This is a genomic window from Phormidesmis sp. 146-33, assembly GCF_052939515.1.
On record NZ_JBJPHU010000066.1, the window covers coordinates 19,690 to 37,539 of the forward strand.

Genomic DNA, 17,850 nt, shown 5'->3' on the forward strand with positions numbered 1-17,850 from the left:
TCAAATTCTTGAGGTTTGAACCCGGCTAATTGAGTTTTGAGGTCAAATTGTTGAGTTTGTTGCTCAAAAGGGGGTGCTTTGAAGACGATCGCCCCAAGTATCAGCAGCAATCCTGAAAAATTAATCTCGGTCTTTGGGTGTTTTGTGACGCTGAGTCCAAACGAGGGAGCGATCGCCTCCCTTGATCTCCTGACGCATCTGGATGTCAATGATAATTTAGCCCATTTTGACTGGCTATCAAGTTGGAGCTTGTGGTATAACCGACTTCCTAACGCTTTCACAACGCTTTCACAGAATGGCTTTCACACAATGGGCTTTCACACAATGGGCATGATTGAGATGAATCAAGAGGAGACAGTCCGCAACTGGCATGACAGCATTATTCTAGGTGACTGCCTGGAGGTCTTACAGCAAATGCCGTCTAATATGATTGATCTGATTGTGACATCACCCCCTTATGCAAATAGTAGACAAAGTACCTATGGAGGCATCCATCCAGATCAATATGTCAATTGGTTTCTACCGATTTCTAGTGAGCTAAAGCGAGTTCTAAAAGATGACGGAACGTTTATTCTCAACATCAAAGAGAAAGTTGTCAATGGTGAACGACATACCTATGTGATGGAACTTATTATAGAAATGCGTAAACAAGGCTGGCTGTGGACTGAGGAGTTTATTTGGCATAAGAAGAACTGCTATCCGGGTAAATGGTCTAACAGATTTCGGGATGCTTGGGAGCGATGCTTACAATTCAACAAGCAGAAGAAGTTTAATATGTATCAGGAAAGTGTCAGAGTTCCAATGGGAGATTGGGCAAAGTCTCGTCTTAAGAATTTGAGTGAAACCGATAAAAAGCGAGATAACTCAAAAGTAGAAAGCGGGTTTGGCAAGAATATCTCTAATTGGGTCGGCAGAGACTTAGCTTATCCAACCAATGTTCTTCATTTTGCAACTGAGTGCGGAAACAGAAAACATAGTGCTGCCTTTCCTAAAGAGCTACCTACCTGGTTTATTAAACTCTTTACCCAAGAGGGCGACTTAGTACTCGATCCCTTTTTAGGATCTGGAACCACAAGTATGACTGCGAAGGAATTAGGAAGAAACTATACCGGAATTGAGATTAGTGAGGAATACTACAAGTTGTCTTTATCAAACATTGCACTCACAAAAAAGAAGAGCCAATCGTCGCAGCAGGACAATATTCAACTAAACATAATATGACTACTTCACCCTATCAATCCTACTACAACTATCTTGCTCAACACGTCATCACACCTTTTTACAACAAGAGATTAGAGGGGTTAAACAGTCTTAAACTCACCGATGTTCTTAAACGTAAGAATCCTTATCTATTCAAAGCTAAAAACATCGAGCTTGCTGCTGATTTGGTGAAGAGTATTGTGGATGCTTTTCTCTCCTCCCAAGAGGAAACTTTTTTAGGGAACTTGCTTGAAGAATTTGCGATATTTGTCTCTCAAACTTTGTATGGTGGGTTTAAGTCTAAACTCAAAAGTGTCGATCTAGAGTTTGAAAGGGATGGGCTTTATTACATTGTTGGCATCAAATCTGGAACTAATTGGGGGAACGCAGATCAGATAGACAAGATGAAAGATAACTTTAAGACAGCAAAAAATATCTTGCGTGAGAAAGGGATTACAGATGAGATTATTGCTGTTAATGGCTGTATGTATGGGAAAGACCGCAATCCTATAAAGGATAAAAAGAGACTTAAAGACAAGCGGGTTGTAGATGAAGAGCCTGACAGAGTTTACTACAAATATGCTGGTCAAGACTTTTGGTATTTCATATCGCAGGATGACAACCTTTATCAGGAAATTATTGTACCGATCGACCAAAAGGCGAAAGAAAGAGATGAAGCTTTTAAGTCAACTTACGCGGCAAAAGTAAATGAGATGACAAATGACTTCTTGCGCTATTTTATGAAGGACAATCAGATCGACTGGATTAAGTTGATTGATTATGTATCAAAGCGAGATGAGATTGAGTTGTAGTCTGCTGAATAAGACTTTCTACTGTAATTCAACAACCATGAAAATCATTCAGCAGGGCAAATCCTCAATTACAGGCGATCGAAGCCGACGAAGAAACAGCGATCGACTGGATAAACCAACAACTCGAAGCACTTAACGTACAACTAAGGCAATGACTGAGCCTCTGATTATTCAAGTCAAAGTTGTAAAAGGCAAATAGCTTCAGTTAGATATAGCCAGCGTAAACTCATGAAAAAAATTAGCTACAGCCCAGATGTTGATGCCCTGATTGTAGAACTATCTAATGAGCCGATCGCTTATGCAGAAGACGAGGGACAGATCATTTTGCATTACTCAAATCAAGAGAAACTAGTTTTGATTGAAGTCTTAGATTTCAAGAAACTAATCTCAAACGACATGCTCACCAAACTCGTCACACCATCTTCACTTAAACCAACTGCTTAAATAAAATCGCTAAAAAACACCGTCATTAAACATTTGCCAACACTGCTAAGATCCTCTCAGCGTCTAGAAACTAATGGAGAGCCAATGAGCGTTTGGAACTATAAGCCCTGGTGGTGTCAGCCGTGGTCGATCGGGCTTACAGGGGTGACGGCGATCGCTGCCAGTTGGCTGCTATTCAAACTCATTTGGCTGACGGTGCTGGTTGCGATTCCGATGGTGACGTGGATGGGCTTTTTCATACTCGTCTATCCCCGAATGATGCAGGCGAGTTTAGAAGAATACGCTCGTTCAACTTCTGATGAGAACTCGATCGAATAAAAAGATTTACTTGACGCGGATCAAAATTCCAGATATTCTCTCAAATCAAGGACATCTTTTCGTCACAGGAAAGCGGTCTGGTCGCCCAAAAAATCTAGTCTGTCGCCACCCAAAGTTGTTCGAGCAACAGAGGGCAGCTAACCCACGAGACTGTACAGGCAGTCCGGAGGGCTAATGGAGAATTTTATCACTCCTTTGGCCGCTCTGACTTGTCACGATCGTCGGGGCGGCTAGTTTTTTGGGTTTCTTCGGAAACTTAAAATTGGAGTACCCACATGGCAGAGCGCTTATTGAACGCTGGCTTTTGGCTGTGCGATTTCGCCTATGCATTTCTAGAATTGATTCAACGCCGTTTCCTTCCCGATACCATTCCCCGTTTTACGATTACTTCACTTCGCATTCCGCTTCAGGATCTTTTACCTGACGTTGCCATTCCTCATTCTGATGAGTTTGAAATCCTGCGGGTGTTAATTATCGGTTCCTCTGACGGGGTAACGGAGACGATTCAAAATCTCCACGTTCGACGATTTGCGAATGCGACAGACTGGAGTCCCTTGCTGCCTGCGCCCTCGTTTGGCGAAGTGATGAGCATTCTCACCCGACAGCGCCGCAAATTAACGTGAATTCGATGGGAGTTTTTCGCTTCGGTCTTCAGCGCTTCTGCCCCCCAACCCCCCAATCTGGGGGACTATTAGATACTATTCTTCGTTCAAAGTCCCTCACTCGTGGGGGATTTAGGGGGCTGCCCGATTCAACAACCGTAGCAAATAGCCCGATCTCTTCCAGTTACCCGCAAGGGGTCGCTTTGAGTTACCCGCAAGGGGTTGCGTTTCCTTCGCTTTGTTGATTGCGTCTTCTGCCCCCCAACCCCCCAATTCTGGGGGACTTTCGGATAACCCTTTCGGATAAGCATTCTTGTTCAAAGTCCCTCACTCGTGGGGGATTTAGGGGGCTGCCCGATTCAACAACCGTAGCAAATAGCCCGATCTCTTCCAGTTACCCGCAAGGGGTCGCTTTGAGTTACCCGCAAGGGGTTGCGTTTCCTTCGCTTTGTTGATTGCGTCTTCTGCCCCCCAACCCCCCAATTCTGGGGGACTTTCGGATAACCCTTTCGGATAAGCATTCTTGTTCAAAGTCCCTCACTCGTGGGGGATTTAGGGGGCTGCCCGATTCAACAACTGTAGCAAATAGCCCGATCTCTTCGAGTTACCCGCAAGGGGTCGCTTTGAGTTACCCGCAAGGGGTCGCTTCCAGTTACCCAAAGGGATCGCTTCACGTCACCGCCACTGCCAAATTGGGTCGTCAATTCCCGCCTCTCGAAAGCCTCGATCGCGCAACAAACAGGCGTGACACTTTCCACAGCCACCTTTGACCCCGGCGTAACAGGTGTGAGTCAGCGACATCACTTCCTCAAAACGATCGCCCAACACCTCCCGCGCCAACTGCACCGAGTCTGCCTTGGTCAAATTCATTAACGGCGTGTGAATTTCAAAAGCATGGGGTTGACCATAGAAGCCTTCACCGAGCGCAATCGCCATTGCATTCACAAAACTTTGACGGCAGTCCCAATAGCCCGCAAAATCGGTTTCACACACCCCAATAAAAATGTCTCGAATTCCTAAACAAACAGCCCGATTAGCAGCCAGCGTCAAAAATAGAATATTACGTCCTGGAATGAAGGTCGATTCAACGCCTGTGGGCAGTTCCTCTACAGACGCATACTCGTCCAGCGACGCATCACTGACTAGCGGACTTGTGCTGTTGAGAATCGAACCGATCGCGCTCACATCATGCTTGAGATTCAACGCTCTGGCAACGGCGATCGCGCTTTCCAATTCAATCAAATGACGCTGCTGATAATCAAACGTCACAGCGTGGACTTCTTGGAACTGCTGAAGCGCGATCGCGGCACACGTTGTAGAGTCCTGACCGCCAGACAAAATAACGAGCGCTCTAGAAGAAGACATAAGATTTGCCCCAAGACCACAGACGTAGAACGATAAACTAAAAACGGTTCACTCAGACGAATCACCCCACAAGAAAAGGTTAGCCCGTTGTCCAAAGTTCCTCAAGATTCTCGTCAGTTGGCATTTTTTGCGCTGCGATCGGTCTATCAGGGTGCGTTTGCCGATGTTGCGCTCGATCAGGGGTTGCGTCAAAGTGGGCTACCCGATCTCGATCGTCGTCTGGTAACAGAATTGGTCTATGGGTCGGTGCGTCGTCAGCGATCGTTGGATGCTCTGATCGATCAGTTTGCCAAAAAGAAAGCCATTCACCAGCCGCCCGATCTGCGCGTGATCTTGCATCTAGGATTTTACCAACTGCGCTATCTCAATCAAATTCCCGCTTCGGCTGCGGTCAACACCACGGTAGATTTGGCCAAACAAAATGGCTTCCCCGGACTGACCGGATTTGTGAATGGACTCTTGAGACAATACCTGAGAGCCAGTGAAACCGCTGACCCGCTTCAACTGCCCAACAATCCTATAGAACGATTGGGAATTTTGCACAGCTTTCCCGATTGGATTGTACAAGTCTGGTTTGATCAGTTTGGACTAGAAGCGACCGAAGCCCTGTGTGACTGGATGAATCGATCGCCCCAAATCGTCTTGAGAATCAACACCCTAAAAACCACCCTAGAAACGGTCGAATCCGCACTCCAAACGGTAGGCATTCAAACTCAGCGAGTCCCCCATCTGCCCCAAGCGCTCCAGCTTCAAAATCCAGGCTCCATCCAAAAACTTCCCGGCTTTCAAACTGGCGATTGGATCGTCCAAGACAGCAGCGCCCAACTGGTAAGTTACCTTCTCGACCCCCAGCCAGAGGAAACGATCGCCGATGCCTGTGCGGCCCCCGGCGGCAAAACCATGCACCTCGCAGAACTGATGAGCGATCGTGGCACCGTTTGGGCCGTTGACAAAACCCCGTCTCGCCTCAAAAAACTGAGAGAAAACGCCGATCGCTTGGGCTTACAGTCGATTCAGATTTGCACAGGTGACAGTCGAGCGTTACCTCAATTTGTGGGGAGGTGCGATCGCGTTCTAATCGATGCGCCCTGTTCGGGACTGGGTACTTTAAATCGTCACGCCGATGCCCGTTGGCGACAAACCCCCGACTCGGTTTTAGAACTCGCCCAACTTCAGCAAGCGATTCTCAATCACGCCGCCACCTGGGTCAAACCCAACGGCAGTTTGGTGTACGCAACCTGCACTTTACACCCCGCCGAAAATGAGCAAATCATCCAAAATTTCTTGACTCAGCATCCGGAGTGGAGGGTCGATCGACCTGAATCTACTCCCACACTTGCCCCATTTTTCACATCTGAAGGCTGGGCCAAAGTGCTACCTCATCACCATAATATGGATGGCTTTTTTATGGTCAGGCTGACGAAGGAATGAGGGATGAGGGATGAGGGATAACTTTGCTCCGCTTGGCGAGGAGGGGTAGAAAGTGAATAAACGTGAATTATTTTGTAAAGGGGGTGGGTAGGATGAAAAGAATTAGAGAGTCGGTTGGTCTGTGTTTCGCAGCAATTTTTCCAGCCCTTCATTCCTCATCTCAATCTATGAATCCTCAGCAAAACGTCAAAACTCTGGTCAAAATCTTGATCGGAACGGCCTGGTTAGATGGCAAAATTCAGCCCGAAGAGCGTCAGTATTTGCAGCAAATCGCCACCGAAAAAGGAGTCGCAGACGACCTAGAAATTCAACCTCTGCTGTATGAATTTCGGGCGGTCAAGCCAGACGAGTGCTATAAGTGGGTGAGAGAATATTTGGGCGATCGTCCTTCTTCTGAAACCTGCCAAAATCTGATCGAAGCTATCAGCGCACTCATTTATCGCGACGGAACGATCGCCACCGAAGAAGCCAAACTACTTGCGAGACTCCAACTGCTGGACTCTAGCAGCGATTCTGAATCCATTTTTGACAAAGTTTTGACCGAAATTCGCAAACTCTACCAACGAGGAATGAGCAAACTGTAGAGATCAGCCAGACGCAAGCCTCTCTACAGTTCAATATCACTCAAATCAATATCACTCAAATATTTATAGACCAGGCGTTTCTTCTTTTTTGACTTCGGGCACTACATCAGGACGCTCTTTGTCTTCCCAGCCAACCGGACGCTTTGAGTTGTACCAAGCAAGCGACCCGATCGACACCGCCGCAATAAAACCAACCACATAAACCGCCGTAAACGACACCGGAAAATTCATGCCAGTTGCGCTAGTCGCATCATTCAAAACAGCTAAGATATCCATTTGCAAAATTCCTCTTAAACTTTACTAGGGTCAGATTACAAGAGCGAGTGGACGACGACATCTCTCACAGGTACGATCCCCAGATTAAGCCAATCGATCGAAGGAAGCAATCATTTTAGTTTTACAGCGCTTAATTGGGGGGAGGCAGCGGATCAGCAGCAGGTGGGGCCGGTTCAGGCGGTGGAGCTTCTTGGGGAGCAGGCTCAGGCGGCGGGGCAGACGATTCGGGAGGCGGGGCGGCTTCTGGCTCAGGGGGAGGAGGAGCCGGAGTCGGATCAGAAGATTCACTACGAGGCGGTTCAGAATAAGGGCGCTCGGCTGGCGGCTCTTCATAGCTGCGCCCACTTCGAGACTCTTCGGGATCAGGCGAATTGCCCAACGAGAGCGATCGCTGCGGTTTGACTGGCTGTGCTTTGATCGACCCCTTGCGATCGTCCAGATTACTAGGAATTTCAGCGAACTTTTGCACAGGCATTCCGCTAATCGCCTCTTTCATAAACTCGTGCCACGCATAAGCAGCCGTACCGCTCGATCCCCAGGTGGGTGAGTTGTCATCGTTGCCCAGCCAGACTCCAGTCACCACTTGCGGAATAAAGCCAATAAACCAGAGATCGCGTGCTTTCTCAGAGGTGCCTGTTTTTCCGGCGACGGGGCGATCGAGACTGGCAGCCCGTCCGGTTCCCTCGTTAACTACATTTCTCAACATCCAAGTCGAAATTGCTGACGTTTCTGCATCCAGGACGCGCTTTGGCTTGTAATTTGCGTCATACAACACTTGACCCTTGCTGTTGAGGATGCGCCGAATGCCATGTGGCTCGATCGCATTGCCTTGAGCAGCCAGAGTTCCGTAAGCGCTAACCAATTCCAGCAGATTGACCTCATAGGCCCCCAACGCCAGAGAATAGGTTGGCTCCAGCTTAGAGCGAATGCCCATCCCCTTTGCCAGCTTGATTGCAGGCTCAAACCCGACATCGATCAAGACTTTCACCGCAATCACATTTACCGAGTTGGTGAGCGCATCTCGCATACTCATCCAGCCACGAAATTTGTTGCTGTAGTTTTTGGGCTGATAGCCGTCTACCGAAAATCGCTCATCCAGGTAAGACCGATAGGGCGAAAAGCCCGCTCCGATCGCGGCCGCATAGACAAAGGGCTTAAAGGTTGATCCCGGTTGCCGTTGAGCCTGAGTCGCCCGGTTAAACTGACTTTCTTTGTAAAAATCGTAGCCGCCAACCATTGCCCTGATTTCACCTGTGCGGGGGTCGATCGCCACCAGGGCCGCCTGCTTAAAGTTTTGCCCAGCCCCATCCACCTCAATCGCGTTTTTGATCGCTTTGTCGGCGGCCTTTTGAAACTTAGGACTGAGCGTTGTCTCGACGGTAATGCCGCCTGCGGCCAGGGCTTCCTTCTTAACCAATTTGGGCAACTGCTGCTGCACGTAGTAGGTAAAGTACGGCGAGTCACTCTGGATTTTTTTAGGTTCGCTCGGTTTGACTGTCAGCGTTTCAGCCTTCGCCTTTTCTACTTCCAAGGGGGTCACATAGCCCGCTTCGAGCATCTTATCCAAGACAACGTTACGCCGTTCTCGCGCCTTGTTTAGACTAACCAATGGAGAATAAAGGCTAGGGGCAGGGGGCAATCCGGCGATCGTCGCTGCTTCTGAAAGGGTCAACTGACTCAGCGGCTTGCTGAAATAAATCCAGGCTGCATCCGCCACCCCATAAGCATTTGAGCCGAGGTAAACGACATTCAAATACTTTTCGAGCAGCTTTTTTTTATCAACTTCTCGCTCTAATTTTTGGGCTAACAGCGCTTCTTTGACTTTGCGCCCAAGACTGCGATCTTGATTTAAGAAGACGACTCGCGCCACCTGCTGAGTAATGGTGCTACCGCCTTCGACCAGCCCGCCTGACGTGAAATTTCGCACCATCGCCCGAACGATCGCCTGGTAGTCTACGCCCTTATGCTCATAAAAACGGCGATCCTCAGAGGCGACAAAGGCATTTACCACCTGTTTGGGCATCTGATCGATCTGGGTTTTTTGGCGAGTGGCCGGCCCCAATTCGTGCAAAACAGTCCCATCAGAGGCTCTAATGGTCAGCGTTCCCGGACGAGCAAACGAGGCTAAATCAGCGGGATTGGGAAGGCTGCGATCGATCTCCCAGGCGGCCAGCCGAAACAGCCCAAACCCACCCACCAGTAGCCCAACTAATAGAAATCGCTTCCGCACGATCGGATTTTTGAGCGGCGGCGGCAGTTTTTGCTCAAATTTTTGAACCTGCTGTCCCGTTTTGCTGAATCGAGCCTGTAGCCCCCCCAGTTTAAGGGTTTCGAGCAGCTTGCCCAATCTCCGACTCTTGCGGCGACGAGTCCGTGAACCGGGCCGTCGATTTTGTTCGTTTGTTCCGTCAGTCATGGCTTCCGGCCTGGTTGCTTGGGAGTCGTCTCTGGATATCCCTTTGCGTTTTGAGCCATCCTTTGTCACGTTGAGTGCCTCATCACACCAAAGTTACCGCTTGCGCCTCAGTAGATTCAGAGATGTCAACGTGAGCGGTTTCACTTTGTACAGCGCTAACTGAGGATAGAATCACAATCTGAGTTTCAGGTTGACCGAAAGTGTCGATTCAGTCAACCGTATTATCAAAATGTGATGACTTCTAGAGATTCAGGAATTAAACTACTGCCTCGCCTGTGGAGTCTTTGAGGTCAGTTTACAAGAAGTTTGGGAATAAATGTGAAGATTTGCAAGAAAGATGTCCTTTAGAAGTAGAGAGAAAAATCATCGGTTCACTTACCCAAACGCCAGTTCGATGAAGTTCTTTTACTGGGTTGTTTAACGTCAGTTCGATGAGAGTGACTCGCTTCGTTTCAATCGGCTTCAGCCCCCTAAATCCCCCAATTTGGGGGGACTTTGAACGAGAGATCTTGTCCAAAAGTCCCCCAGAATTGGGGGGTTGGGGGGCTGAAGTGCTGAGTAACGGAGCGGAAAAACTCTATCGAATTCACGTTTGTTTGGTGTCTTATGCCTTTGCCAATCTGTCACTGCTTTTCATCACTTGATTATCGCAAGTGACCCAGGGCCAGCGCCGTCACGAGCATTCCAAACACCAGAAAGGGTTGAGCACTCGCTTGATATTTCACGTCATTTTTGAGGGGATCACGCAAAAAGTACATGTCTTGAAAGGTGATCTGAGGAATGATCAACAAAATCAACAGCACTGCGTAGAGGTTTTGGTGCGTGTAAATCAAGTAAGCAGCCACGCCCACCTGAAATACATCGATCATCAAAACGCAAATCCAGGCAGCATTGATCACGCCAAACATAACTGGGAGTGAGTTGAGCCCCAGTTTACGATCGCCCTCTACACTCTTAAAGTCATTGATGATGGCAATTCCCAGTCCTGCAAAACTATAGAACAGGGTGAGCCAAACGATCGTCGGAGTCAATTCGCCAAACAGCGCGTGACCCGTCCACCAGGGAATTGCAATATAGCTGGCTCCCAGGGCAAAGCTCCCCGTCCAACCGTTTTGCTTGAGTTTCAAGGGCGGTGCCGAGTAGATGTAAGAGAGAAAAGATCCGCCGATCGCCAACGCCGTGATCGTCGGAAATTCGTGGTCTGCCCAGACATCCAGGGCGTAAGCAACCCCCAGCCCCGCAAACAGCAGCACCCAAATTTGGACGACCACCTGATTGAGCGGAATGGCACCCGATGGAATGGGGCGGTAGGGTTCATTAATGGCATCGATCTCGCGATCATAGTAGTCGTTGAGAATCTGCGTATAGCCCGTTAGCAGTGGGCCAGCCAGCAACAAACCCGCAGCCGAAATTAAAAAGTTCTCTAGCGTCCAGGTGTACTGACCCGACGAAGCAGCCCCACAGATGATCCCCCACATCAAAGGAATCCAGGTGATCGGCTTCATCAGTTGTAAACGAATCTTCCAGATCGAAGACTCTTTCACCGCTGCGCCTTTCATGCCGAGTAGTTGACGAGTTTTAGCATCGCGATCGGACAAAGCATCGCCGCCCAACTCTAAAGAATCGACTGACTCAGATGAGGGGGGAGTTTCGGGAGAAATGTCAGACATAGGGGGAGAAGAGGGGTGAAGGATGAGAACAGGGATGAGGGATGGGAGAGGTTGGTGAGAAGGTTGGTGAGAAGGTTGAAGAGCAATGGAGAGGTGACAGTGAAGAGCGGAGGTCAGACAACTGAGAGCAGAATGATCTACCTGATCTACTTTTCATCCCTCATCCCTCTCTCCCATCCCTTCTAGAAGGAAATAATTAGATAGCCGTCTTGAAACTTGGCACCTCGGACGGGCTGGCCACGCAGTTCGGGGGGGAGGGAGATGTTGCGACGCTGATCGCCTGCTTCGATCGTAATCTCTGGCCCGTTTTGACTTAGTTTGACCTGTTTTTTATCAAATCCTGGCAAAAAGAGGGAGACTTTGCGATCGATCACACTCACTGCCATCGCACGGGGAGCCTGACTGGTCTCTTCAAGGTCTGGCAATGCGTCGATCAAAGGCTGCCAATCCTGTACTGGGAGAAAGGGAATGGCGGTGACAGGCAGGGGATTAAAGGTGTCGCTGAGATCAGATGCAGACTGGTTGGCAATCACACCCGCGATCGTGAGGCCGATTTGTTGAGCGCTTCCCCAGAGGTATTGGGCGGTGGCGATCGCAGCAGGATCGTCCGTCGTCACCAGGTAAGCGGCCATGCGTTTGGGATTGTTGACGGCTTGTTGACCTTGCGCTAGTAAATCATTGACCTGCCCCGTCGGTTGAGCAAAATTGTCTCCGGCAAAGCTGGCATTGTTGAGAACGGCACCCGCCACAGGCTGAATAAACGGAGACAGCGTTTTACCCAGATCGGAATCTGCAAAAACTTGACGAAATCGCCGAATGTACCAGCCCAAAATCTCAGGCATTCCTAACATTCTCAGCGTGTCTTGATTGCCCAAACCATCGTAAACAATCACATCATATTGATTGCTGGCATCAAATTCACGAATAGCATTGAGGGCGATCGCGCTATCCATTCCAGGCATCACGCCCAGTTCTTGCCCAAAGACTTCCTTAAAAAACGGAGTTCGCAAATACTGCGCTTCTAATTTTTTGACCTCATCCCAACTGCGTTCTAACAGCGTCGAAGTCTGGAGTTGAACGGCTTGCAACTTGGGAGAAATTTCCTGCGGGTCAACGCCCACAGCGGCACCCAACGCCATGCCAAACGCCGGACTCGCATCTTGACCCACTAAGAGAACCCGCTGACCCTGAGCGGCGGACTTTTTGGCGGCCGCAATCGCGATCGTGGTTCGCCCTGTTCCACCTTTGCCGAGAAACGTCAATATAAAAGCCATGTCTGATCAAATAAAGTTTTGAGCCTTGAGTAAAAAAATTAAAAATAATTCAAAACTCAAAGCTCTTCCTATGTTAGCGATTGCGTGAGATCTCAAGCTAACTTGACGGCTCAACTTCGTCTTCAAAGAACCAGGTTCCGGTCTGATCTTCAAACTGCACCAACATACCAACCCCTGCACCATCGACTACTTTAAAGTCGCGAATCGTGCCAACTTTACCTAATTTATTGATAATTTCTTGAGAAACCCGATCGCGCAAGCGGCGCACACGAACCTTTTGACCAATTTCCATTGCAACTAGCATTGATGACAGAGGATACAAGCTACCCGAAAGTCTACCAGAATGTTGCGTCTTATTAAGCAGTCTCGACCAAAAGGCAAAAAACATCCGACAAAACACGAAAATATCGGCTTCTGACGCTATACTTCAACCGCTATTCCTTCATTTTTAGGTCGAGCCTCCATGTTGGCAAAGAGAATTCTGCCTTGTCTAGACGTGAAAGCAGGGCGCGTAGTCAAAGGTGTGAATTTTGTCGATCTGCGCGATGCAGGCGATCCGGTAGAGTTGGCGCAGGCTTACAATCTGGCGGGGGCTGACGAACTGGTGTTTTTGGACATCACGGCCACTCATGAAGATCGAGACATTATTTTTGATGTGGTTTATCGCACTGCCGAGCAGGTGTTCATTCCTTTGACGGTGGGCGGTGGCATTCAGAATCTCGACGTGATCAAGAAACTATTGCGGGCGGGAGCGGATAAAGTCAGCATCAATTCCGCTGCGGTGCGCGATCCAGACTTCATTAATCAAGCGAGTGCCCGGTTTGGAAATCAGTGTATTGTCGTAGCGATCGATGCTCGTCGTCGTCCCGATCCCACGAATCCCGGTTGGGATGTGTTTGTCAGAGGCGGCCGCGAAAATACTAAACTGGATGCCGTCTCATGGGCAAAAGAAGTCGAAAAACGCGGCGCAGGCGAACTGTTGATCACCAGTATGGATGCCGATGGCACTCAAGCAGGCTATGACCTGGAACTAACGCGCACGATCGCTGACCAGGTACAAATTCCTGTGATTGCCTCCGGGGGCGCTGGCACTTGTGACCACATCTATCAAGCCGTCACCGACGGGAAAGCAGAAGCCGCTCTGCTCGCATCATTACTTCATTACGGACAGTTAACGGTTTCTCAGATAAAGAATTACTTAAACGATCGGCAGATTCCCGTGCGCCTCACCGAGGCTACAACCCTGTGAAGGCTTGAGATTCAAAGGTTTTGGCTGAAACCATAGAGTAGGTTATGATCAAAGTGTGGTGTTTACCAAGCTTGAAACAGAGCAACACTTTCTGAGCGTCTGTTACACTGTGTAAACTATGTTAATTATCATTCTCATCATTGTGATTGGTCTCGTGTCCTGGTCGCTGCACTTAATGCAGGAGGCAGTCGATCAGCGCGAATTTTCTCTCATGCTGGCTGGGACGCTGGTGGCGTTTTCGGCGGTAGCAATGATTGGCGTGTATTTTCTGATGGGCAACTATGTCGGATATGTGGCGCAAATCAGCCATAACACGGCCTATACAAGTCAGCCTGATATTCCCATCACCTGGTCTGCCGAAGATATTCAAGAAGTGCAGGCTTTTTATCAGTAGGGGTTTCTTCGCGTCAAGATGAAGCTGTTTCCCTTCGCTACTCAGGACTTGCGGCGCACACTCCTCCATTCTTGGATTCATCGAATTCACATTCGTTTTTAGATAACTCTAATTTCGATCGCAGCACATCTACAGTTTGTGCAAGAAGTTTAATAAAGTGGCTGTTTGCAACTTGCTCAAATTCTGGGGCCAGGGTTCGCTAAGATTCAGAGAGTGGTGAGTCGATCGGATTCAATTCTCGGCAAACGAAGGATTTCAACTCCGACTATTCAAACACTCAAACCTTTCGTCTGGCGCTGCATGAGTTATTACATTTCTCCTCGCTTTCTAGATAAACTTTCGGTTCACATTACCAAAAATTATTTGACGCTGCCCAATGTCAAAGTGCCTCTCATTTTGGGCGTTCATGGCAGAAAAGGCGAAGGAAAAACCTTTCAGTGTGAGTTGGTCTATGAGCGGATGGGCGTGCAAGTCGTCAGTATGTCGGCGGGAGAGTTAGAAAGCCCCGATGCGGGTGACCCAGCTCGTTTGATTAGACTGCGCTATCGAGAAGCGGCTGACCTGGTAAAGGTGCGCGGCAAAATGGCGGTGTTGATGATTAACGATATTGATGCGGGAGCGGGTCGAGTTGATCAGTTTACGCAATACACCGTCAATACGCAGTTGGTCAATGGCACCTTGATGAATATTGCCGACAATCCGACGAATGTGCAGCTTCCGGGCAGTTATGAAATTGAGCCGATTCAACGCATTCCTATCATCGTCACTGGCAATGATTTTGGAACCCTTTACGCCCCGCTGACTCGTGACGGTCGGATGGAGAAGTTTTTTTGGGAACCCGATCGCGACGATCGAATTGGCATTGTCAGTGGCATTTTTGAAGCCGATCGCGTCAACCAGGGCGATGTCGAAAAATTAGTGGATGCGTTTCCGACTCAGGCGATCGACTTTTTTGGAGCGATTCGATCCCGTCTTTACGATGAGCAAGTTCGCAATCTCATTCAAAAAGTTGGGTTGGATCGCATCTCTCTGCGAGTGGTCAACAGTGCCGAAGCGCCACCCGAATTCAATCGACCTGATTTTAGTTTGCCTCATCTATTAGAAGTGGGTCGATCGCTGGTGGGCGAACAGCAACGCATGAACGAAATGCGCCTGGTTGAGGAATACAATTTGACGATCGGCAATCGCAGACTGGGCGAAATCAATATGATGCCAGCCCCCCCAGTTTCACAGTCAAACTCACAGTCAAGCTCACCGCAAAACTCATCGCCCAACGGTCACACGCCAACGATGAGCTATAACGGTCAATCTTCTAGCACTCGTCTCAGTCCTGAAATGGTCAGCGAAGTGAATGCGATCTTGGGAAACGGACACCGCCTGGGGATTGAATATGTGGACGATCGTCGCTTTCGCACAAATTCGTGGAACTGTTATGGCATGTTTGACGGCAATGGAGCCGAGGCGATCTCAGCCTTAGAATCTTGTCTATCAGAACACCACAAAGACTATGTGAGACTGGTGGGAATTAATGGGAGCGACAGGCGCAGAGTGATAGAAACGATTATTCAGCGTCCTGGCAGAAGTTGAACGCATCACTTTAGGTCGAATTCGATAAAACTCTTACTTCACACGAGGCGCAACTTCTTTAAGTCCCCTTTTTTAAGGGCAGTTCGATGAGAGTGACTCGCTTCGTTTCAATCGGCTTCTGCCCCCTAAATCCCCCACGAGTGAGGGACTTTGAACGAGAAATATTGTCTCAAAGTCCCCCAAAATTGGGGGGTTGGGGGGCAGAAGTGCTGAATAACGAAGCGAGAAAACTCCATTGAATTCACGTTTTTTTAAGGGCAGAAGATCTCAACGACGAAGCAAAAGAACTTTATCGGATCGACTACTTTAACCACTTATAGTTGAATGATTTTTTTGTTGTGCAATTCCTCCAGATGTATCAGTGAACCAGCCCCCATGACAATATCGAACTTCATTAGAGAACGCTGAGTTTGATAACCCGCTAACACGCGAATCACTTGATATTCAGTCGTCAAATCGCTCGTGCCATCCCATTTGAGATAAGCTAATTGACTTGATGCAATTTCACTCAATTGTTCAACGAATTCTTCAATACAATCTCTTACATCCGAGAGAATGCCAGAGGGCACAAAAATCAATCGTTCTTGCAAATCCATAGTAACGGTGACTTGATATCGCCTAACTAACGAGCATTGCAACTCAAAGCTAAACGAAACCGAGTCAGGAAGGTGTCTCCTAACGGCCATGTTGTTTTATCCTCTCTATTTAGTTCAAAGAGGATAGGAACGCTGACGGCTCAAACGTTCCCCCATCGTATGAAGTGTATGCAGGATCTTGATTCCAACCTTTCAAGATCCCATCGCAAAGCTGACGGTGTACAATCATATACGCCTCCAAAGTTAGTACGTTTAACTTAGGTGGAAGTCCTCGGAGGTCTGATCGCCACAATCAGATTTCCGGGGCGTGATACCCACCTGCGGAATATCTTACAAGAGTTTTTGGTTTTTTGGAATCCCGAATTTTAATTCGTGTGAATCTCGGTATCGATCGAGTACTCTTTTAATCTCATAATTTCAATGTTCGCACAGTCATACATAACAAGTTGAAATTTGAAATTTGCCTCCGCCCATCATTCATTCAAAAACGCTGCATTCTGACATATAGCCTACGATCGACCTCACCCAAAATCGGTATGATTATCTGCAATGTCGAAGGTGTGAGGAATGGATAGACTGCTGACTGGTGCAACTGTAATCACAATGAATCCGAGACGAGAAGTGCTAGAAGATGCCGCCATTTTGGTGAGGCACGATCGCATTCTCGACATCGGCAACACGACTGAACTAGTGGCAAAATACCCCGATGCCGACCAGTTAGATTGCAGCGATCGCACCATCATTCCTGGAATGGTCAACACGCACACGCATTTGTTTCAGACCTTACTCAAAGGGTTGGGCGACGATCGCGTTCTCAAAGATTGGTTTACCTGCATGACCGGGCCATCTGCGGCCCAACTCACTCCAGAAGATTGTTATGCAGCAGCGCGTCACGGCTGTGTGGAAGCGATCAAATCCGGCACCACAACGCTCGTTGATTTCATGTATGCCCACCCCAAAGGCAAGCTAACCGAAGCCGTCATTCAGGCCTTTCAAGAAACAGGAATGCGGGGCATTGTGGCGCGGGGCTATCTCACACTGGGAGAAGAGTTTGGCGTTCCCAAAGCATTAATCGAACCGTTGGATCAAGCGTTATGGGATGCGTCCAATTTGATCAGCAAATACAATCAACCCGATGCGCGAGTTCAAGTTGGGTTAGCGCCCTGCATGATTTGGAGCGTAGACACAGAAACCTTATCCAAAACTCGTCAACTTGCGGATGATCTTAAAGCACTAATTACGATTCACGTTTCTGAAACTCCGTTTGAGATTGAGAATTCCATACAGCGTTTCGGAATGCGTGATCTTCCCTATCTCGAATCGATTGAATTTCTCAAGCCTGACGTGTTAGCGGTGCATTGTGTTTATTGTGACGATCGTGATCTTCGCATTCTCAAACTACACGATGTCAAAGTGTCTCACAATCCCTGTAGCAATCTGTATCTCGCCTCTGGTTTCGCTCCCATTCCCCAAATGCTACTCGCAGGAATCACCGTCGGATTAGCCTGTGACGGGCCCGCCAGCAACAACAGTCACAACATAATTCACAGCGGCGTTGTTGCATAAAGAGGGGTTGTGGAGGGTAGAGACATGGTAAGTTTCAATTACCACACCAAAACTACGCCATGAAAC

The 17,850-nt window shown here is 48.5% G+C and carries 18 protein-coding genes; 11 read left to right on the forward strand and 7 right to left on the reverse strand.

Features of this window, described 5'->3' with window-relative positions:
* Positions 1–78: 78 nt before the first annotated feature.
* From ACJ2PR_RS22705 to ACJ2PR_RS22725, 5 genes are all read left to right on the forward strand, one after another.
* Positions 79–1,221 (forward strand): DNA-methyltransferase, encoded by a 1,143-nt coding sequence (locus ACJ2PR_RS22705; RefSeq protein ID WP_446878663.1) that lies wholly within the window; start codon positions 79–81, stop codon positions 1,219–1,221.
* Positions 1,218–2,012: a PmeII family type II restriction endonuclease gene (locus ACJ2PR_RS22710; protein ID WP_446878664.1), complete on the forward strand. Its 795-nt coding sequence runs from the start codon at positions 1,218–1,220 to the stop codon at positions 2,010–2,012. The genes ACJ2PR_RS22705 and ACJ2PR_RS22710 overlap by 4 nt, the downstream gene beginning before the upstream one ends.
* 228 nt (positions 2,013–2,240) lie before the next feature.
* Positions 2,241–2,456 (forward strand): DUF2283 domain-containing protein, encoded by a 216-nt coding sequence (locus ACJ2PR_RS22715; RefSeq protein WP_446878665.1) that lies wholly within the window; start codon positions 2,241–2,243, stop codon positions 2,454–2,456.
* 84 nt (positions 2,457–2,540) lie between these two features.
* On the forward strand, positions 2,541–2,774 hold the full coding sequence (locus tag ACJ2PR_RS22720) for a DUF6737 family protein (RefSeq protein ID WP_446878666.1): 234 nt from the start codon (positions 2,541–2,543) through the stop codon (positions 2,772–2,774).
* Between the two features lie 275 nt (positions 2,775–3,049).
* The gene (locus ACJ2PR_RS22725; RefSeq protein ID WP_446878667.1) at positions 3,050–3,397 is read left to right on the forward strand and encodes a hypothetical protein; all 348 of its coding nucleotides are present in this window, start codon (positions 3,050–3,052) and stop codon (positions 3,395–3,397) included.
* Between the two features lie 654 nt (positions 3,398–4,051).
* On the opposite strand, the gene queC is transcribed toward ACJ2PR_RS22725, so the two are convergent.
* Positions 4,052–4,741: a 7-cyano-7-deazaguanine synthase QueC gene (queC, locus tag ACJ2PR_RS22730; RefSeq protein ID WP_446878668.1), complete on the reverse strand. Its 690-nt coding sequence runs from the start codon at positions 4,739–4,741 to the stop codon at positions 4,052–4,054.
* An 87-nt stretch (positions 4,742–4,828) separates the two neighbouring features.
* Here queC and ACJ2PR_RS22735 point away from each other — a divergent pair, with 87 nt between their 5' ends.
* Together ACJ2PR_RS22735 and ACJ2PR_RS22740 are read left to right on the forward strand one after the other, a co-directional pair.
* Positions 4,829–6,172: a 16S rRNA (cytosine(967)-C(5))-methyltransferase gene (locus ACJ2PR_RS22735; protein WP_446878669.1), complete on the forward strand. Its 1,344-nt coding sequence runs from the start codon at positions 4,829–4,831 to the stop codon at positions 6,170–6,172.
* 167 nt (positions 6,173–6,339) lie between these two features.
* Entirely contained in the window at positions 6,340–6,756 is a 417-nt protein-coding gene (locus ACJ2PR_RS22740) for a tellurite resistance TerB family protein (RefSeq protein WP_446878670.1), read from the forward strand.
* A gap of 63 nt (positions 6,757–6,819) precedes the next feature.
* Here ACJ2PR_RS22740 and psb35 read toward each other — a convergent pair whose 3' ends face one another.
* From psb35 to petP, 5 genes are all read right to left on the reverse strand, one after another.
* On the reverse strand, positions 6,820–7,032 hold the full coding sequence (gene psb35 / locus ACJ2PR_RS22745; protein WP_446859875.1) for a photosystem II assembly protein Psb35: 213 nt from the start codon (positions 7,030–7,032) through the stop codon (positions 6,820–6,822).
* Between the two features lie 130 nt (positions 7,033–7,162).
* Complete coding sequence (locus ACJ2PR_RS22750; protein WP_446868096.1) at positions 7,163–9,448, reverse strand: transglycosylase domain-containing protein; 2,286 nt, start codon at positions 9,446–9,448, stop codon at positions 7,163–7,165.
* A 644-nt stretch (positions 9,449–10,092) separates the two neighbouring features.
* A complete protein-coding gene (chlG, locus tag ACJ2PR_RS22755) occupies positions 10,093–11,118 on the reverse strand; it encodes a chlorophyll synthase ChlG (protein ID WP_446878671.1) in 1,026 nt (341 codons plus the stop codon).
* 182 nt (positions 11,119–11,300) lie between these two features.
* Complete coding sequence (locus ACJ2PR_RS22760; RefSeq protein ID WP_446878672.1) at positions 11,301–12,392, reverse strand: Get3/ArsA fold putative tail anchor-mediating ATPase NosAFP; 1,092 nt, start codon at positions 12,390–12,392, stop codon at positions 11,301–11,303.
* Between the two features lie 97 nt (positions 12,393–12,489).
* Complete coding sequence (gene petP, locus ACJ2PR_RS22765) at positions 12,490–12,696, reverse strand: cytochrome b6f subunit PetP (RefSeq protein ID WP_446859879.1); 207 nt, start codon at positions 12,694–12,696, stop codon at positions 12,490–12,492.
* Positions 12,697–12,855: 159 nt separating this feature from the next.
* Between petP and hisF the strand changes: the two genes are divergently transcribed.
* From hisF to ACJ2PR_RS22780, 3 genes are all read left to right on the forward strand, one after another.
* A complete protein-coding gene (gene hisF / locus ACJ2PR_RS22770) occupies positions 12,856–13,641 on the forward strand; it encodes an imidazole glycerol phosphate synthase subunit HisF (protein WP_446878673.1) in 786 nt (261 codons plus the stop codon).
* A gap of 118 nt (positions 13,642–13,759) precedes the next feature.
* Positions 13,760–14,035 carry a hypothetical protein gene (locus ACJ2PR_RS22775; protein ID WP_446859881.1) on the forward strand — a complete coding sequence of 92 codons (276 nt, stop codon included), beginning with the start codon at positions 13,760–13,762 and terminating at the stop codon, positions 14,033–14,035.
* 300 nt (positions 14,036–14,335) lie between these two features.
* Positions 14,336–15,622, forward strand: a complete 1,287-nt coding sequence (locus ACJ2PR_RS22780; protein WP_446878674.1) for a ribulose bisphosphate carboxylase small subunit — start codon at positions 14,336–14,338, stop codon at positions 15,620–15,622.
* A gap of 314 nt (positions 15,623–15,936) precedes the next feature.
* Here ACJ2PR_RS22780 and ACJ2PR_RS22785 read toward each other — a convergent pair whose 3' ends face one another.
* Positions 15,937–16,308 carry a hypothetical protein gene (locus tag ACJ2PR_RS22785; protein ID WP_446875362.1) on the reverse strand — a complete coding sequence of 124 codons (372 nt, stop codon included), beginning with the start codon at positions 16,306–16,308 and terminating at the stop codon, positions 15,937–15,939.
* Positions 16,309–16,785: 477 nt separating this feature from the next.
* On the opposite strand from ACJ2PR_RS22785, the gene ACJ2PR_RS22790 reads away from it, so the two are divergent.
* The gene (locus ACJ2PR_RS22790) at positions 16,786–17,784 is read left to right on the forward strand and encodes an amidohydrolase family protein (protein ID WP_446878675.1); all 999 of its coding nucleotides are present in this window, start codon (positions 16,786–16,788) and stop codon (positions 17,782–17,784) included.
* Positions 17,785–17,850 lie beyond the last annotated feature (66 nt).

What these genes read in the sequence shown, in the direction of transcription:
- ACJ2PR_RS22710 (WP_446878664.1), top strand. Translation starts at nt 1,218, where the DNA reads ATGACTACTTCACCCTATCAATCCTACTACAACTATCTTGCTCAACAC.
- ACJ2PR_RS22715 (WP_446878665.1), top strand. Translation starts at nt 2,241, where the DNA reads ATGAAAAAAATTAGCTACAGCCCAGATGTTGATGCCCTGATTGTAGAA.
- ACJ2PR_RS22720 (WP_446878666.1), top strand. Translation starts at nt 2,541, where the DNA reads ATGAGCGTTTGGAACTATAAGCCCTGGTGGTGTCAGCCGTGGTCGATC.
- ACJ2PR_RS22725 (WP_446878667.1), top strand. Translation starts at nt 3,050, where the DNA reads ATGGCAGAGCGCTTATTGAACGCTGGCTTTTGGCTGTGCGATTTCGCC.
- queC (WP_446878668.1), bottom strand. Translation starts at nt 4,741, where the DNA reads ATGTCTTCTTCTAGAGCGCTCGTTATTTTGTCTGGCGGTCAGGACTCT.
- ACJ2PR_RS22740 (WP_446878670.1), top strand. Translation starts at nt 6,340, where the DNA reads ATGAATCCTCAGCAAAACGTCAAAACTCTGGTCAAAATCTTGATCGGA.
- psb35 (WP_446859875.1), bottom strand. Translation starts at nt 7,032, where the DNA reads ATGGATATCTTAGCTGTTTTGAATGATGCGACTAGCGCAACTGGCATG.
- ACJ2PR_RS22750 (WP_446868096.1), bottom strand. Translation starts at nt 9,448, where the DNA reads ATGACTGACGGAACAAACGAACAAAATCGACGGCCCGGTTCACGGACT.
- chlG (WP_446878671.1), bottom strand. Translation starts at nt 11,118, where the DNA reads ATGTCTGACATTTCTCCCGAAACTCCCCCCTCATCTGAGTCAGTCGAT.
- ACJ2PR_RS22760 (WP_446878672.1), bottom strand. Translation starts at nt 12,392, where the DNA reads ATGGCTTTTATATTGACGTTTCTCGGCAAAGGTGGAACAGGGCGAACC.
- petP (WP_446859879.1), bottom strand. Translation starts at nt 12,696, where the DNA reads ATGCTAGTTGCAATGGAAATTGGTCAAAAGGTTCGTGTGCGCCGCTTG.
- hisF (WP_446878673.1), top strand. Translation starts at nt 12,856, where the DNA reads ATGTTGGCAAAGAGAATTCTGCCTTGTCTAGACGTGAAAGCAGGGCGC.
- ACJ2PR_RS22775 (WP_446859881.1), top strand. Translation starts at nt 13,760, where the DNA reads ATGTTAATTATCATTCTCATCATTGTGATTGGTCTCGTGTCCTGGTCG.
- ACJ2PR_RS22780 (WP_446878674.1), top strand. Translation starts at nt 14,336, where the DNA reads ATGAGTTATTACATTTCTCCTCGCTTTCTAGATAAACTTTCGGTTCAC.
- ACJ2PR_RS22785 (WP_446875362.1), bottom strand. Translation starts at nt 16,308, where the DNA reads ATGGCCGTTAGGAGACACCTTCCTGACTCGGTTTCGTTTAGCTTTGAG.
- ACJ2PR_RS22790 (WP_446878675.1), top strand. Translation starts at nt 16,786, where the DNA reads ATGGATAGACTGCTGACTGGTGCAACTGTAATCACAATGAATCCGAGA.